Here is a 15072-nt window from a genome sequence, read left to right as displayed (position 1 = left end):
TTAAAGGTATTTAACACCGTGAAGGGCCAGATTGTGGTTAAGGATAAGCTGGATCGTTTGAATATTGTATGAAGCCAAAACAGTATTTGTTGTAAGTAGTCAGTTCACTTTGACTCTTTTCTGGCTATTTATTGACAAATAATAGGTAGAAATTTCTCTGTTATCAGAGAGAAGAATCACAGGTGGTTAATTTTATTAACAAAATTTAAACATTGATTTAACTTAATGGCGTTCCCTGCCGATAGATTAGTTGTACTGATTAAATCGTCGATTATTTTCAGCTATCCTTAGGGGAATTTTATGAGTTTATCAATTGAAATGAATCTATCAGTCGATTCAAGTTTTCCCGTTTTAAATAATCTTCAACTTGTTACACCGCCTTCTGTTCCAGACCAGAATATTGAAAAAACGACCACTGAAGTTTTTTCCCTCTCGGAAATAACTAAACAAAATAATAGAGTCTATCAATCATTAATTAATGAACAGAGTATTAACGTTAATTTAAAGTCAATCACAGGAATTAAGTCTGAGCAAATTAGTGGTAAGCAATCTCATGAGATTGATTATATGTTGACCTTAATTTCTGATGATGTTTACATACGCACCACGATGGGAATAGGTGATTATGTTCGTCTTTCTGATGGTGAATTATTAAAGGCAGGAATAGAGCCGGCAAATTTAAGGGATGAAACAACAGGCTTTCAGGCAGGTATTTATCGGAATGACGATCTCTACATAGTGGCTTTTGTGGGCACTAATGATTTGAAGGATATATTAACTAATTTACGACAAGGTTTTGGATTTGATGAAGCTCAATATCATCAAGCAATTGATTTAGCTCGTACTGCCAGAATAGCATTTGGGGAAAACTTGTTATTTACTGGGCACTCTTTGGGAGGTGGATTAGCCGCGACAGCCGCATTATCAATTGGAAAGCCTGCGGTAATATTTAATTCAGCTGGTGTTTCTGACAATATGATGAAAAATTTGGGTTTTTCACCTCAAGAGGGTAGGGCTATCGCTGAAAATGGATTGGTACGCCATTATGTTGTGGAGCATGATTTACTTGATGCATTACAACAAAAACTGCCGGTATCTCAGCCAATAGGACATAAAATCTTACTGAAATATAATGATGATTCGGAAGAATCAGGCAAAGGTTTTCCTAATAATCTGATACGTGGATTAAAAGCACATTCTCTTGAAAAGGTGCTGGAATTATTAACGATATACAAACCTTGGTCATCTTTAAATGATGAACAGCAAGAAGAATCTCTAGTCATGCTTAATGAATCGGATCTGAGCATTTCCGCATAATTAAAGAGAAGTGTGATGAAAATTAATGAAGTAATTGAGCCTGAATCGGAACTAGATTGTCAGCGGAGTGAAGAAAATATAACTCCGTTACAATGGGCGATATTCAATCAGCGAATGGATGATGTTAATAATTTGCTGAGGGATGGAGCTGATCCTACTCAACCTGGGTTGCAACAAGAAAGTGCTTTACATACGGCTGCAAAAATCAACAATCCTGATTATCTTAAATCTTTATTATCATTCTCGCCTGATGTGAATATTATTCATCCTGTCACTTTAGCAACACCTTTACATGCTGCGGTTCAGGTAGGGAGAAAGGTTCAGGTTAAATTACTGCTGATAGCAGGAGCTAACCCCAACTTGGCTAATCGGGTTGGGGATACTTCGTTACATATTGCAGCTAAAATTAACTCACCGGAACTGGCGTTGATATTGTTGAAGTCAGGCGCTGATCCCACATTACAGAATAAGCAGCAGTCAACGTTCCAGATCTATTTCAATCTCACACCACTGAAAGTACGTAGCCGTGAGATGCAGGCTGAATATGATAAAGTCAATAATTGGCTGAAAGCGCAGCAAGTCAGCCGATATTATTTAAAGTAAGATAAAAACGGGCTATTTGGCCTAATGCCAGTCAGTTAAGCTGATTGGCCTCTATTTTTACCGGGTATTTTTGCGGTTTACGCCTCACTACTCTCGGATATTTTCTGTCAGGAAGCTTCGCTGGTAATTCAAACATGCTTAATGTTTCCAATAAGTAAGCATAGCGCTTAGGTAAATTACCTGCACTAGGATATTTTTGCTGAGAAGAGCGAATCATCATGATGAGGTTACCTTGTCAGGAACGGCATTGTTTATATTTTATTCAATTTCGAGATCAAGGGAAGTATTTAGAGGTTCTCGTAAGTTGTTTGGCGTAGAATGTTAAATTATTTATTTTTTCGAGAAAATGTTTCTTTATTTATAACTAATAGGGAAAAAATCAAATTAATTTACTGATGTAGCATGTTTTTGTGAAAAACAAATAATAGAACTCGTAATTAACATTAAATAATATTCACTTATTTAAATTATCTTTGATCTTTATCTCAAAAAAATAGTTCATATTTATTTAACTTTAATTTAAAGGTAGAAAAATAAACTTGGGATAAGTGTTATATTTATATTGCATTCACTCATATAAATTGGCGGTAACATGGTTTTTTTGAAAGTAATTTTTCTCTAAATAACTGTTAGCTGTGAAGCAGAATTTATGGTCGCTTTAAGACTGATCATTTATTATAGATGATCAAAAACTTGCGTGATTGCTAGAATAAACTCGCTAAGATTTAAGGAATTCATTATGGACAAGTCTGATCTGAAATTTAACAATAACCTGAAAGAAATTCTAAAACTGGAAAGCAGTATGAGTGAGCGTGGTAACTGCCATGATAGTGTGGTAACTGAAAATTTTTTCCTGTTGCTGAGACGGGATTGTATTAAGCGAAAAGTTTACTCGATTCTGGAAGAAGCCAGAAGCGATATTTTTGATTACATCGAGATGTTCTATAGCAGTAAGTGCAGACACGGCTCTAGTAATAAAATGTCTCTTTCTGATTATGAAAAAGACTATTTTCAACATATTACATTTGGTTTCATTTGTTGGATTTTAATTGATAAATTTATATGTTTTTTATGGGGTTATTCTACATGAAATACCAAATTTCTTTATCACTGTATATATGAATTGGTGCAGTTTAAAAATTGCATTAGTATATTTTAAGAGTCAGTTTCGATAGTGTAAAGGAAACAATAATGAAAAATGAAGAGAGTACTTTGAAAATAATGCTGTCAGAAAAAAACGTTCTGCATTAGTACTGGCTGGCACTTCAGAAGTGGGAATGAGTATTATCGACGATCTCATTGTGCAACAATATAATGTTACGTTTACTTGGTGGCAAGGAGATAGCAGAGCTGAAGAGTTAACAAAAAAATATGGTAATCAGGTAAAGGCGATACAGCTTGATTTGACGTGTGAAGAGAGTGTCATAAAAGGCTCATGGTCTCCGGCTTCCTGTTTCAGTTTCCCGTAGGTTTCCATAAAGGCCCGTTGCTGTTCCGCGTTGAACTTGTGTGGCACGCTGGTCGGTTTTTTATCACTGAACCCATTGTGGTGCAGCCATTTATTGATGCCGGGAACGGTGTAACTGATATCCCACCGTTCTTCGACAAGGCGGATAACCGCCTGTGTGGTAGGCAGAAGATTTGCGGTCAGACAAGCGATAAGTTCCCGCGTCTGTGTTTCGCTGAGGTGGCTCTGAGAGCCGCCATTTTCGGGCTTCAGTTTGCGGTGATTAAGGTCATCGCTGATATGACGATTAACCGTTGTTTCATGCAGACGCAGGGCCTGAGCGATCATGACAGAACTCCAGCCCTCAGAAGCCAGCAGAACCGCTTTGATGCGATCACATTCCCTCTTATCACGGCAGGTGTGATGAAGGTGTTCGAGTTCGGCTTTCTGTTCACCGGTAATGAATATTTTCATGACGGATACCATGAGCCTTAGTTTGGGGAAAATCAAGCATTTTCAATAATCACAGGTATAAACATTTTCTCTTTTATGAAATAAACAAATATATAGCACTTGTCTGGATGAGAGTCTTTGTTATTAATGGCGTGATAAACGACTACTTCAGTTGGACGATCTATCTGCGTTTGGTTTCTTTAGGATTTATTGTGATTGCCATAATTGTGTCTAAGTACGTACCGGGCGTGATGAGAAATCATTACAGGAACAAGTAAAAAACTATTTCTACAGTGTAGTCTTCTTAACTCGCAAAATATGAAAGGAGAATAATATGTCACTGACCACCATTATTAAAGATACCCCAATATGGGTCTGGATTCTTTTTGCTTTTCTCATCAGGCGTGGGATCAGTGCCTTGTACGATCGTGAAATGCGAATTGATCGCCTTTTCTTACTACCAATAGTATTCTTGGTTTGGGGGGTATATAGCGTCATTTGTGAAACTACATTCTCAGATTTAGCTTTGATAACGATGATGGCGGGTTTACTCGTCGGGATTGTAATGGGATGGGGTCTGTGGCGCTCTCAACCAAGATTACGTGAAAAAGCAGGCAGTGATTTAATCATCCGTCCTGGCACTTCGTTGACGCTGACGCTGATTGTTATCACATTTATCGTTAAGTTTATTATTACGGCTATGTTAAGCATTCACCTCGTGTTGTTGCATTCGTTACATTTCAATCTGTTTTTTGGCTTTAGCAATGGTGTGCTTGACGGTATTTTCTGGGGCGGAACGCTAAATCTTTTTATTCCTTGGTACAGAAACAGGACCAAGAGCGTCTACAAATAGTGTTTATGAAACTCTAATACTCTCTGTTCTCCTCTGCCATGCTGTATCTGTGATGAGGGGAGGCCATTTGGATCGCCAGTCAGTGTAGTGTGAGTTACTGGTGTAAAGAGTATCCGCCTCACAAAATTATTAGTAAAAAATTAAATACAAATATTGATTTAGCTAATCCTTATTCCTCTGGGAAAAAGGGGGAATGAGGATATTAATGGGCTAATTAGGCAATATACTTTCCAAGAGGGGCAGATTTTAATGAAAGTTTCTAATCGGGACGGGAAATAAATTCTGTCATAAACCGATTAAATAATCGACTGCAAAAACTCGGGATGGCAAAATACCCGATAGATTATTTAAAGAAATAGAGAATGCTGAGAGCCTATTTACTCACAGAATAATCTGACTATGTGCGACTGCATATTATAATTAACGGGCCAACTGGCCCGTTTAAAGATTTACGCATCGCTGCTGGTTGATACTTCCGGTTTTGGATTACCGGAAGGTTTACGGCGTTTACCGATATTTTTGCTATCTCGATGACGTATTTTGACTTTTTTCTTCGAGTCTTCTGCTTTCTTTTTCTCTTTGCGTTTAGCCAATACTTTTTTCGATGGCTTATTGTGGGCTTTGTTACTTGGTGCTTTGGTTGTTGGGCGAAGTTCATCAACAATCCGCGACGTTAGTGGTTCATTCAGATAGCGACTGATTTTGCCTAATAAAGGATGATCATGTGCTTCCACTAAGGTAATTGCAGTACCTTTGCGACCTGCACGAGCTGTCCGGCCAATACGGTGTAGATAAATATCGGCGGTGCGCGGTAAATCAAAATTGAAAATATGACTGATATCATCAATATCCAATCCACGGGCAGCAATATCTGTTGCAACCAGAACAGTGATACTGCCATCATTCAGGCGCTTAACTGCTTCCGTCCTTTTAGCTTGTACCATTTCCCCTTCAAGGAATCGGGCTTTAATGCCGGCTTGATGCAATTCATCCACAAGTTCATGTACACGTTCACGTTTGCGAACAAAAATAATGGATTTAGTGACATCGGGTTGTTTTAGTAAATGGCAAAGTAGGGCTGTTTTGTGTGCCAAATTATCTGCACGGTAGTAAAATTGCTGGATTTTTTTGCGTTCACGGCGTGATGGTTCAGCATCAATTTCAACTGGATCTTCCAGTAAACGTTCAGCAAAATCACGGATGGCTTCCCCTTCCAGAGTAGCAGAGAATAGCATGGTCTGTTTGCGCCAACGGGTTTCACCCGCTATGGTTTCAATATCGTTGGCAAAACCCATATCCAGCATACGATCGGCTTCATCAAGGATGAGTGTTTCAACTGCCCGACAATCAAAGTTTTCTTCCTTGATATATTGCAGCAGACGGCCTGTAGTGGCGACGACAATATCTTGATTTTCGCTGAAAATTTCTGCGTGATTCATATAGGCTACGCCGCCAGTAATGGTCGCGATATCCAAATTGGTATGTGCAGCGAATTCTTTTGCCTGATCTGCCACTTGCATGGCTAGCTCACGGGTGGGCGTCAGGATCAGAATGCGTGGTGGTCCAGATTTCTTGCGTGGAAAATCTAATAAATGTTGCATAGCTGGCAGCAGGTAAGCGGCGGTTTTGCCGGTACCGGTAGGCGCTGATCCTAGTACATTACGCCCGTCCATTGCTGCCGGAATAGCCGCAGCCTGAATTGCTGTTGGGCGGGAATAACCTTTATCATTCAGGGCGTCAAGCAGGCGTTCATCAAGTTCAAGTTCAGAAAAGTTTGTTGCAGTCATCATATACCTCTGTTTAGGCCGCCGATTATAAACGGGTTGGGCGTATTGTTCATCTATTAAAGCGGTCAATTAAGGTAGATAGCTTTTACCGAAACATAATAACCTTTATCCTATGGCGAAATTTATTGTGCTAAATAGATATAGGTTATTAATTTGAAACAGAAACGACTTTTACGCCGGGATGGATTTACTTTCAAGCAATTTTTTGTTGGTCATGAGCGGTGTGCGATGAAAGTCGGAACTGATGGCGTTTTATTGGGAGCATGGGCTCCAGTGAGTGACAAAAAAGCGATTTTAGATATTGGCTGTGGCAGTGGGCTCATTGCGTTGATGCTAGCACAGCGTACGGATGAAAATACTAAAATTGATGCAGTGGAATTGGATACAGAGGCCGCATTGCAGGCGCAAGATAATGCAGAACAATCTCCGTGGCAGAAAAAAATAAATGTTTATCAGCAGGATATTGGTGATTTCGCTGAACAGTATTCGCAATGTTATGACTTAATTGTCAGTAACCCCCCCTATTTTGAACCGGCTGTTGCTTGTCGAAATGAGACAAGGGAACAGGCTCGTTATACGGGGTCGCTGACTCACCAGCGATTATTACAATACGCCGAGACGTTGATTACAGCGGATGGTCTGTTTTGTGTGGTATTGCCATATGCCATTGGTGAGGAATTTGAAACAATGGCATGTCGTCTGGGTTGGTTTTCCCATCATCGGGTCAATATCCGCGACAGGCAAAGTAAGCCATTGCATCGGATGTTATTGGCATTTTCCCGTCAGGAAAAAATCAGTTTAATCAGTGAATTGACTATTCGTCAACCAGACGGTACATATACGCAAGAATTTCAGCAATTGGTGACGGATTTTTATCTCTATTATTGAATTATTTTATGAATTGTGGAAAGAACCACGCCGGAGCGTGGTCATGCAGAAGTTTTGCTAGTAAAAATCAGGGCGTCAAAATCGTTGGTTTTGATTCTGGCAGTAAATCGGGGTAATCCAGTGTGAAATGCAGACCTCGGCTCTCTTTTCTTTCCAGCGCACAACGCACGATTAATTCAGCGACTTGCACCAGATTTCGTAATTCCAGCAGATTGTTAGAAATCTTGAAATTGGAATAATAATCGTGAATCTCCTGTTGCAGCATATTAATACGGCGCAGTGCTCGTTCCAGGCGTTTGGTTGTACGCACAATGCCGACGTAATCCCACATAAATAGACGTAATTCGTTCCAGTTGTGCTGTATGACGACCTGTTCATCTGAATTGTCAACACGGCTCTCATCCCAGAAAAGGAGTTGCGGTACTTCTTCTATTTTTTCGATCTGTTGTTGGATATCTTCTGCAGCAGACCAGCCATACACCAGACACTCCAGCAGAGAATTAGATGCCATACGGTTTGCACCGTGCAGACCCGTATAGCTGACTTCACCGATAGCATATAAGTTGTTGAGATCAGTATGTCCCTGATGATCGACAACAATACCACCGCAGGTGTAATGCGCGGCAGGAACGATTGGAATCGGCTCTTTTGTTAGATCAAAGCCCAGTGTCAGCAATTTTTCATAAATCATTGGAAAATGCTGGATAATGAAATCCGCTGGCTTATGGCTGATATCCAGAAACATGCAGTCAGCACCAAGGCGTTTCATTTCATGGTCAATTGCTCGTGCTACGATATCGCGAGGAGCTAGTTCAGCACGTTCATCGAAATCAAGCATAAAACGGCTACCATCAGGTCGTTTCAGATATGCTCCTTCACCTCGCAGGGCTTCTGTCAACAGGAAATTGCGCGCCTGTGGATGGAAAAGACAGGTCGGATGAAACTGGTTAAATTCCAGATTGGCGATACGGCAACCCGTGCGCCATGCCATTGCAACGCCATCACCGGATGAGATATCGGGATTTGTCGTATATTGATAGACTTTAGCCGCACCGCCTGTTGCCAGTACAACAACCTTAGCGCGATAAGTTTCCACCTGTTCTTGCTGACGGTTCCAGATATAAGCGCCGACGACTCGATTATCACCGTCTAACCGGGCTTTATTTGACGTAATTAAATCCACTGCGTTGCAGCGCTCTTTCACTGTGATATTTGGATGAGACATCGCTTTATCAACCAGTGTCGTTTCTACTTCTTTGCCGGTTGTATCAGCATGATGCAGAATACGACGATGGCTGTGACCACCTTCACGGGTCAGATGATATTGTTTTTCTCCATCTTCGTTGGTTTCTGTATCAAACATGACACCTTGATCAATCAACCATTGTACGCAATGACGGGCATTGCTGGTGATAAACTCAACAGCGCTTTTATCGCAAAGTCCTGCTCCGGCGATAAGGGTATCTTCGACATGAGATGCGATACTGTCTGTCTTATCAAATACAGCGGCGATACCGCCCTGTGCATAATAGGATGCACCTTCGCTAAGAATACTTTTACTTAATACCGTGACTTTATACTGTGAGGCCAGGCGTAAAGCCAGAGATAGGCCGGCGACACCGCTGCCAATAATAAGTACATCGCTGTAATGTTGAGAGAATAATGATTGCATAATTGATGATGTATGAATGAAGATGGGTAAAAATCATGTTAGCCTATCAGATATGATCAAAGCTATGATTGCAACAAAATGATGACAAAAATTGAACTTCGCAGAATTTTATTACTCAAAGCCATGCTTGCTCAGGAATAGGACAGCATGGTTGGTTCAGTAAATATCAATGTGGAGCTTTGCTTCGGGAGATTTAACCTCGAATGAGCGAGCAGTTAACGGATCAAATGCTGGTTGAACGAGTGCAGAAAGGTGATCAAAAGGCATTTAACCTACTGGTAATCAGATATCAGCATAAAGTGGCGAGTCTTTTATCCCGCTATATTCCGCAGGGTGATGTTCCTGACGTTGCTCAGGAGGCATTTATTAAAGCCTATCGTGCATTGGCTTCGTTTCGTGGCGATAGTGCTTTTTATACTTGGTTGTATCGTATTGCAGTAAACACTGCGAAGAATTATTTGGTTTCTCAAGGGCGCCGTCCGCCGTCCAGTGATTTGGATGCCAGTGACGCAGAAAATTATGAAACTTCAAATGCACTAAAAGAAATTTCGAACCCTGAGAATTTAATGTTGTCAGAAGAATTAAGGCAGGTGGTTTTCCGAGCTATTGAATCTCTTCCCGAGGATTTGCGAATAGCAATAACGCTGAGGGAATTAGATGGGTTAAGCTATGAAGAAATAGCTACCATTATGGATTGTCCGGTTGGTACGGTTCGTTCCCGCATCTTCCGTGCAAGGGAAGCCATTGATGATAAAATTCAACCACTGATTTAAAATTAAAAATAGTGGAACAATACTGAAGGGTACTTTGGCATGCAAAGAGAAAAACTTTCCGCATTGATGGATGGCGAAACTCTTGATAGTGAAGTCGTTAGTATTTTGTCTAAAGATTCTGTAATGCAGAAACGCTGGGAAAATTACCACTTGATCCGTGATACATTGCGCGGTGATGTGACGGAAGTATTGCATCTGGATATTGCTAGTCGGGTTGCATTGGCACTTGAAAAAGAGCCGGTTCATTTCACCCTTGGGGCTATACCTGAATCTCAGCCTCAACCAGAGAACTGGCAAAAAATGCCGTTCTGGCAAAAGCTTCGTCCTTGGGTGAGTCAAATGGTTCAAGTGAGTGTTGCAGCCTGTGTTTCGCTGGCAGTATTGGTTGGTGTACAGCAGTACAACAGCCATAGTGCTGAGGATCTTGAATATCAATCTGATACGCCCGCATTTAACACTTTGCCAATGATGGGATCGGCTTCTCCGGTGAGTTTGGGAGTGCCTTCTGGTGATGATATATTTGGCAATGATCCGCGCATTCAAATGCAGGAGCGTAATAAACGTATTAACATCATGCTGCAACAATATGAACTCGATCGCCGTGTGCATTTTAGGCAAAATGATGAACGGGGAATTTCACCACAGGTTGCTATTCCGGTTCCCGGAACGCAATCTTTAGGAACACAATAGCAGTAATGAAACATATTTGGTTCTCCGTTTGTTTGCTGGCGGGTGGCCTGCTTGCTCCTTTACAAGCCTCGGCACAGCTTAGCAGTGCTGAGGTTTTGTTGCGGGAGATGGGTAATGCCACTCGGTCACTAACTTACGAGCTTGCTTTTATTAATCTCAACCAGCAGGCTATTGTCTCAGTTCGTTATCGCCACGCTATTATCAATGGTATTCCAATTGCCCAGATTATGCAGATGGATGGTTCTCGTAGGGAAGTTGTCCAGCGTGGTAATGAGATCAGTTATTTTGAACCTGGATTGGATGCTTTTAGTCTTAGTGGTAATCATATTATTGATTATTTACCGACCGTCATTTTTGCTGACTTCAATCAGTTGAAAAAATATTACAATTTCATTGACGTTGGTCGTACCCATATCGGTGATAGGCCTTGTAGGGTTGTACGCATCACCTCCAAAGATGAAGTGCGTTATAATTATATTTTATTGATCGACGAAGAAACTCATTTACCATTACGTATTGACTTACTTGATCGTGATAGTGAGGCGCTTGAACAATTTAGGGTTGTTTCTTCTACCATCGATGGGGATATCAATGATGCAATGAGTGTGATTACTCGCTTAAATATGCCACCAATGCTGGTCATTCCACCATTAGAGAAGGTCGTATTTAATTGGAAGGTGGGTAAATTGCCGGCTGGTTTCGTTGAGGTTTCGCGTAACCGTCGTAAATTGTCAAATAGTGGCGCACTTGAATCTATTATGTTCAGTGATGGTTTATTTAGCTTTTCTGTGAATGTGACTAATGCTGATAAAACCGGTAAGTTGGAATATCCTCTCCGTCGTGGGCCCCGAACGATTTATAGTGCAATACGTGGTGCAAATGAGGTGACAATTATTGGTGAATTACCATTGGCAACTGCCAAGCGTATCGCCGCTGGTGTCGCATTTATAGGAGCTGACTGATGGTTAAAGAGTGGGCAACAGTAATTCACTGGCAACAGGGGCGGGCATTATTACGTTATGGTTCCTCTTCTGGTTGTGGCAGTTGTCAGGCGCGAGCAACGTGTGGTTCTTATTTACTCAATAAATTAGGGTCTGATGGCATACATCAGCTTGAACTTGAGATTTTACAACCGTTGCAACCGGGGCAAAAAGTGGAAGTTGGAATCCCTGAAGGGAGCTTGCTGCGTTCGGCGTTGTTGGTTTATCTGACACCGCTTATTGGGTTATTCCTTGGTGGTGCACTTTTTCAGTTATGGGTGACCAATCAATTGTGGGTGTTTTGTGGCGGTGTTTTAGGAGGCGCGTTAGGATTCTTCTTTGCCCGCAAAATCGCTACTTACTGGGATAATCGGCAGGAATATCAACCTGTCGTTTTGCAAATCGGCTTGCCTCCTGATGCCATTCACATTCAGCATCGGGAATAAATCTATACCCAATGGATTTCAAGATGCATCGCGACGGCAAGGGAGTGAATTCCCGGGAGCAGCCAACAAAGAGGCAACTTGAAAGATAACGGGTATATTTTAGTTATCCAAAACGTTTAATGATTCATACCTTAAAGCTGTAGGCATGACTAGGTTTTCGTAGATTTGGCATGTAGAATACAGCCTTTCAGGCCGGTGGCCGACCTAATAAACCGTCGCTTTATGTCCCTCTGTGTGTCCATATAGGCGAATGATTCAGAAATATCAAGGCAGAAAAATATTTATAATGAAGCAAATACGAAATTTCTCCATTATTGCTCACATTGACCACGGTAAGTCGACGTTATCTGACCGTATTATTCAAATTTGTGGTGGCTTAACAGATCGTGAGATGGCAGAGCAAGTGCTGGATTCCATGGATCTTGAGCGTGAGCGTGGTATCACCATTAAGGCCCAGAGTGTTACCTTGGATTACAAGGCGAATGATGGGCAACTCTATCAATTAAACTTTATCGATACGCCGGGGCACGTTGATTTCTCATATGAAGTTTCCCGTTCACTAGCTGCCTGTGAAGGGGCATTGCTAGTGGTTGATGCTGGACAGGGAGTGGAAGCCCAGACGCTGGCTAACTGTTATACCGCGTTGGATATGAATCTAGAAGTTGTTCCTGTTCTGAATAAAATCGACTTGCCGGCGGCAGAGCCTGAGCGCGTAGCGGAAGAGATCGAAGATATTGTCGGTATTGATGCTACCGATGCCGTGCGCTGTTCGGCCAAAACGGGTGTCGGCGTACAAGACGTCATTGAGCGTTTGGTTAAAGAGATTCCAGCCCCGGAAGGCGATCCTGATGCGCCATTACAGGCTCTTATCATTGACTCATGGTTTGATAATTACCTTGGTGTTGTCTCTCTGGTGCGGATTAAAAACGGTACCTTGCGTAAGGGTGATAAAATCAAGGTAATGAGTACCGGCCAGGTGTATAACGCCGATCGCCTTGGCATTTTCACCCCTAAACGTGTTGATCGTGATGTATTAGATTGTGGCGAAGTGGGCTGGTTAGTTTGTGCAATTAAAGACATTCTTGGTGCACCCGTCGGGGATACCTTAACATTGTCCCGTCAACCAGCGGAAAAACCACTTCCAGGCTTTAAAAAAGTGAAGCCACAGGTTTATGCAGGGCTGTTCCCTGTCAGTTCTGATGACTATGAAGCGTTCCGTGACGCATTAGGTAAATTGAGTCTGAATGACGCTTCACTATTTTATGAGCCGGAAAGTTCTTCTGCGTTGGGTTTTGGTTTCCGTTGCGGTTTCCTTGGCCTGTTGCATATGGAGATTATTCAAGAGCGTCTGGAACGTGAATATGATCTCGACCTTATTACAACGGCCCCAACGGTTGTGTATGAAGTGGAGACAACTAGCCGCGATATTCTCTATGTGGATAGCCCATCTAAACTACCACCGCTGAATAATATTGAAGAGTTACGTGAACCAATTGCTGAGTGCCATATGCTGTTACCTCAGGAATATTTGGGGAACGTCATTACCTTATGTGTTGAGAAGCGCGGGGTGCAAACTAACATGGTTTACCACGGTAAACAGGTTGCACTGACTTACGAAATACCGATGGCGGAAGTGGTTTTGGACTTCTTCGATCGATTGAAATCTACCTCTCGCGGTTATGCTTCACTGGATTATAATTTCACTCGTTTCCAGTCATCTGATATGGTTCGTGTGGATGTATTGATTAATGCTGAACGAGTTGATGCATTGGCGTTGATTACTCACCGTGGCAATGCACAGTACCGTGGCCGGGAGCTGGTGGAGAAGATGAAAGAACTTATTCCTCGTCAACAGTTCGATATCGCAATTCAGGCTGCGATTGGTAATCATATTATTGCGCGCTCAACAGTGAAGCAATTGCGTAAAAACGTCTTGGCGAAGTGTTATGGTGGTGACGTCAGCCGTAAGAAAAAGCTATTGCAGAAACAGAAAGAGGGTAAGAAACGTATGAAACAAGTGGGTAACGTTGAGTTACCACAGGAAGCTTTCTTAGCCATTCTTCATGTTGGTAAAGACAATTAATAAGCTTGTAAGGAGTCTAAATGGCTAACACTTTTGCCCTGATCCTAACGTTGGCAACGTTAGTCACCGGCATTATTTGGTGTATCGATCGTTTCAAATGGGCACCAGAGCGCAAGAAAAAACTTGCCAGATTGCAGGAGCTGACTGAAGGTACAATGGATCAGGAGCATCTGGCTGAGACTATTAACAAGCCGACATGGGTGGATACCTGTTCATCTATTTTTCCTGTGTTAGCCGTGGTTCTGATCCTGCGCTCTTTTGTTTATGAGCCTTTTCAGATCCCATCGGGTTCCATGATGCCAACTTTATTGATTGGTGATTTCATTCTGGTAGAGAAATATTCATACGGATTGAAAGATCCCATCACTCAAACAACATTGATTAAGACTGGCGAACCAAAGCGTGGTGATGTTGCTGTATTTAAATACCCGTTGGATCCCAGTTTTGACTACATCAAACGCGTGGTTGGTTTACCAGGTGATAAAATTATTTATGATCCGGCAAAGAAAGAATTGCGTATTTTTTCTAATTGCAGTAAGACAGGGAATTGTCAGGGAGAACTACCGGTTTCTTACGGTTCACTATTTCCAAGTGAGTGGACAATGCAGCAATATGGTGTCGATTCCAATGGTGAAAGTTTGAGAAAGGTAGGTGTTTTCCAAATTCCTGTTGAAGAAACGTTGCCGCCTTACAGTATGCGGCAGGGTGAAAGAATTGAGAATTTGGACTCAGTGACCCATCATATTTTGGAGATTCCCGGTGTACTATCGGTACCTAATTTCCGTCAGCCTGGCTTGCCAGAGGGAATGTGGATTGTGCCCGAAGGCCACTATTTTATGATGGGTGATAACCGTGATAATAGCGCTGATAGCCGTGCATGGGGCTTTGTCCCTGAAAAGAATTTGGTCGGTCGCGCTTCCGCCATCTGGATGAGTTTTGAAAAACAGGAAGGAGAATGGCCTACCGGAGTTCGCTTCAGCCGTATTGGTGGAATTAATTAATATTTTTATATTAGCGAAGCATTAATTTTACTCGCAGTGTAGAATGTCCTTTCAAACTTAATAACTGGCTCCTAAAGGA

13 protein-coding genes and 2 pseudogenes are annotated in these 15072 nt (G+C 41.8%); 11 read left to right on the top strand and 4 right to left on the bottom strand.

What is annotated here, in order from left to right; all coding sequences use genetic code 11:
- The first annotated feature begins 300 nt into the window (after positions 1 to 300).
- Positions 301 to 1317 carry a phospholipase gene (locus AACQ83_RS03930; RefSeq protein ID WP_112876383.1) on the top strand — a complete coding sequence of 339 codons (1017 nt, stop codon included), beginning with the start codon at positions 301 to 303 and terminating at the stop codon, positions 1315 to 1317.
- Positions 1318 to 1332: 15 nt separating this feature from the next.
- Positions 1333 to 1920, top strand: coding sequence for an ankyrin repeat domain-containing protein (locus AACQ83_RS03925; RefSeq protein WP_112876382.1), 588 nt, complete (start codon positions 1333 to 1335; stop codon positions 1918 to 1920).
- Positions 1921 to 1951: 31 nt separating this feature from the next.
- Here the strand turns inward: AACQ83_RS03925 and AACQ83_RS03920 are convergent, their stop codons facing one another.
- Entirely contained in the window at positions 1952 to 2140 is a 189-nt protein-coding gene (locus tag AACQ83_RS03920; protein WP_112876381.1) for a hypothetical protein, read from the bottom strand.
- 525 nt (positions 2141 to 2665) lie between these two features.
- Between AACQ83_RS03920 and AACQ83_RS24520 the strand changes: the two are divergent.
- Positions 2666 to 3010, top strand: a pseudogene (locus AACQ83_RS24520) (IS3 family transposase); the annotation flags it as partial.
- Positions 3011 to 3343: 333 nt separating this feature from the next.
- Here the strand turns inward: AACQ83_RS24520 and AACQ83_RS03910 are convergent.
- Positions 3344 to 3841 (bottom strand): annotated as a pseudogene (locus AACQ83_RS03910) (winged helix-turn-helix domain-containing protein); the annotation flags it as partial.
- A 313-nt stretch (positions 3842 to 4154) separates the two neighbouring features.
- Between AACQ83_RS03910 and AACQ83_RS03905 the strand changes: the two are divergent.
- Positions 4155 to 4673 (top strand): DUF6622 family protein, encoded by a 519-nt coding sequence (locus tag AACQ83_RS03905; RefSeq protein ID WP_112876379.1) that lies wholly within the window; start codon positions 4155 to 4157, stop codon positions 4671 to 4673.
- A gap of 449 nt (positions 4674 to 5122) precedes the next feature.
- Here the strand turns inward: AACQ83_RS03905 and srmB are convergent, their stop codons facing one another.
- Positions 5123 to 6460 carry an ATP-dependent RNA helicase SrmB gene (gene srmB, locus AACQ83_RS03900; protein WP_112876378.1) on the bottom strand — a complete coding sequence of 446 codons (1338 nt, stop codon included), beginning with the start codon at positions 6458 to 6460 and terminating at the stop codon, positions 5123 to 5125.
- A gap of 153 nt (positions 6461 to 6613) precedes the next feature.
- Between srmB and trmN the strand changes: the two genes are divergently transcribed.
- Entirely contained in the window at positions 6614 to 7348 is a 735-nt protein-coding gene (gene trmN, locus AACQ83_RS03895) for a tRNA(1)(Val) (adenine(37)-N(6))-methyltransferase TrmN (protein ID WP_112876377.1), read from the top strand.
- A 67-nt stretch (positions 7349 to 7415) separates the two neighbouring features.
- On the opposite strand, the gene nadB is transcribed toward trmN, so the two are convergent.
- Positions 7416 to 9020, bottom strand: coding sequence for an L-aspartate oxidase (gene nadB / locus AACQ83_RS03890; protein ID WP_112876376.1), 1605 nt, complete (start codon positions 9018 to 9020; stop codon positions 7416 to 7418).
- Between the two features lie 203 nt (positions 9021 to 9223).
- Here nadB and rpoE point away from each other — a divergent pair, with 203 nt between their 5' ends.
- From rpoE to lepB, 6 genes are all read left to right on the top strand, one after another.
- A complete protein-coding gene (gene rpoE / locus AACQ83_RS03885; RefSeq protein WP_112876375.1) occupies positions 9224 to 9793 on the top strand; it encodes an RNA polymerase sigma factor RpoE in 570 nt (189 codons plus the stop codon).
- Between the two features lie 39 nt (positions 9794 to 9832).
- Entirely contained in the window at positions 9833 to 10483 is a 651-nt protein-coding gene (rseA, locus tag AACQ83_RS03880; protein ID WP_112876374.1) for an anti-sigma-E factor RseA, read from the top strand.
- Between the two features lie 5 nt (positions 10484 to 10488).
- On the top strand, positions 10489 to 11445 hold the full coding sequence (rseB, locus tag AACQ83_RS03875) for a sigma-E factor regulatory protein RseB (RefSeq protein WP_112876373.1): 957 nt from the start codon (positions 10489 to 10491) through the stop codon (positions 11443 to 11445).
- The gene (gene rseC, locus AACQ83_RS03870; RefSeq protein WP_112876372.1) at positions 11445 to 11909 is read left to right on the top strand and encodes a SoxR-reducing system protein RseC; all 465 of its coding nucleotides are present in this window, start codon (positions 11445 to 11447) and stop codon (positions 11907 to 11909) included. Before rseB ends, rseC begins: the two co-directional genes overlap by 1 nt.
- Positions 11910 to 12195: 286 nt before the next feature.
- Positions 12196 to 13992 carry a translation elongation factor 4 gene (gene lepA, locus AACQ83_RS03865; RefSeq protein WP_112876398.1) on the top strand — a complete coding sequence of 599 codons (1797 nt, stop codon included), beginning with the start codon at positions 12196 to 12198 and terminating at the stop codon, positions 13990 to 13992.
- A gap of 20 nt (positions 13993 to 14012) precedes the next feature.
- A complete protein-coding gene (gene lepB, locus AACQ83_RS03860) occupies positions 14013 to 14993 on the top strand; it encodes a signal peptidase I (protein ID WP_112876371.1) in 981 nt (326 codons plus the stop codon).
- The last annotated feature ends 79 nt before the right edge of the window (positions 14994 to 15072 follow it).

Source organism: Photorhabdus sp. S10-54 (genome assembly GCF_963878145.1).
Classification (GTDB): Bacteria; Pseudomonadota; Gammaproteobacteria; order Enterobacterales; family Enterobacteriaceae; genus Photorhabdus; species Photorhabdus kayaii.
This window is presented reverse-complemented; position numbering and strand designations above follow the sequence as displayed.

What these genes read in the sequence shown, in the direction of transcription:
- rseB (WP_112876373.1), top strand. Translation starts at nt 10,489, where the DNA reads ATGAAACATATTTGGTTCTCCGTTTGTTTGCTGGCGGGTGGCCTGCTT.
- rpoE (WP_112876375.1), top strand. Translation starts at nt 9,224, where the DNA reads ATGAGCGAGCAGTTAACGGATCAAATGCTGGTTGAACGAGTGCAGAAA.
- AACQ83_RS03925 (WP_112876382.1), top strand. Translation starts at nt 1,333, where the DNA reads ATGAAAATTAATGAAGTAATTGAGCCTGAATCGGAACTAGATTGTCAG.
- rseC (WP_112876372.1), top strand. Translation starts at nt 11,445, where the DNA reads ATGGTTAAAGAGTGGGCAACAGTAATTCACTGGCAACAGGGGCGGGCA.
- nadB (WP_112876376.1), bottom strand. Translation starts at nt 9,020, where the DNA reads ATGCAATCATTATTCTCTCAACATTACAGCGATGTACTTATTATTGGC.
- rseA (WP_112876374.1), top strand. Translation starts at nt 9,833, where the DNA reads ATGCAAAGAGAAAAACTTTCCGCATTGATGGATGGCGAAACTCTTGAT.
- AACQ83_RS03905 (WP_112876379.1), top strand. Translation starts at nt 4,155, where the DNA reads ATGTCACTGACCACCATTATTAAAGATACCCCAATATGGGTCTGGATT.
- lepB (WP_112876371.1), top strand. Translation starts at nt 14,013, where the DNA reads ATGGCTAACACTTTTGCCCTGATCCTAACGTTGGCAACGTTAGTCACC.
- AACQ83_RS03930 (WP_112876383.1), top strand. Translation starts at nt 301, where the DNA reads ATGAGTTTATCAATTGAAATGAATCTATCAGTCGATTCAAGTTTTCCC.
- AACQ83_RS03920 (WP_112876381.1), bottom strand. Translation starts at nt 2,140, where the DNA reads ATGATGATTCGCTCTTCTCAGCAAAAATATCCTAGTGCAGGTAATTTA.
- lepA (WP_112876398.1), top strand. Translation starts at nt 12,196, where the DNA reads ATGAAGCAAATACGAAATTTCTCCATTATTGCTCACATTGACCACGGT.
- srmB (WP_112876378.1), bottom strand. Translation starts at nt 6,460, where the DNA reads ATGACTGCAACAAACTTTTCTGAACTTGAACTTGATGAACGCCTGCTT.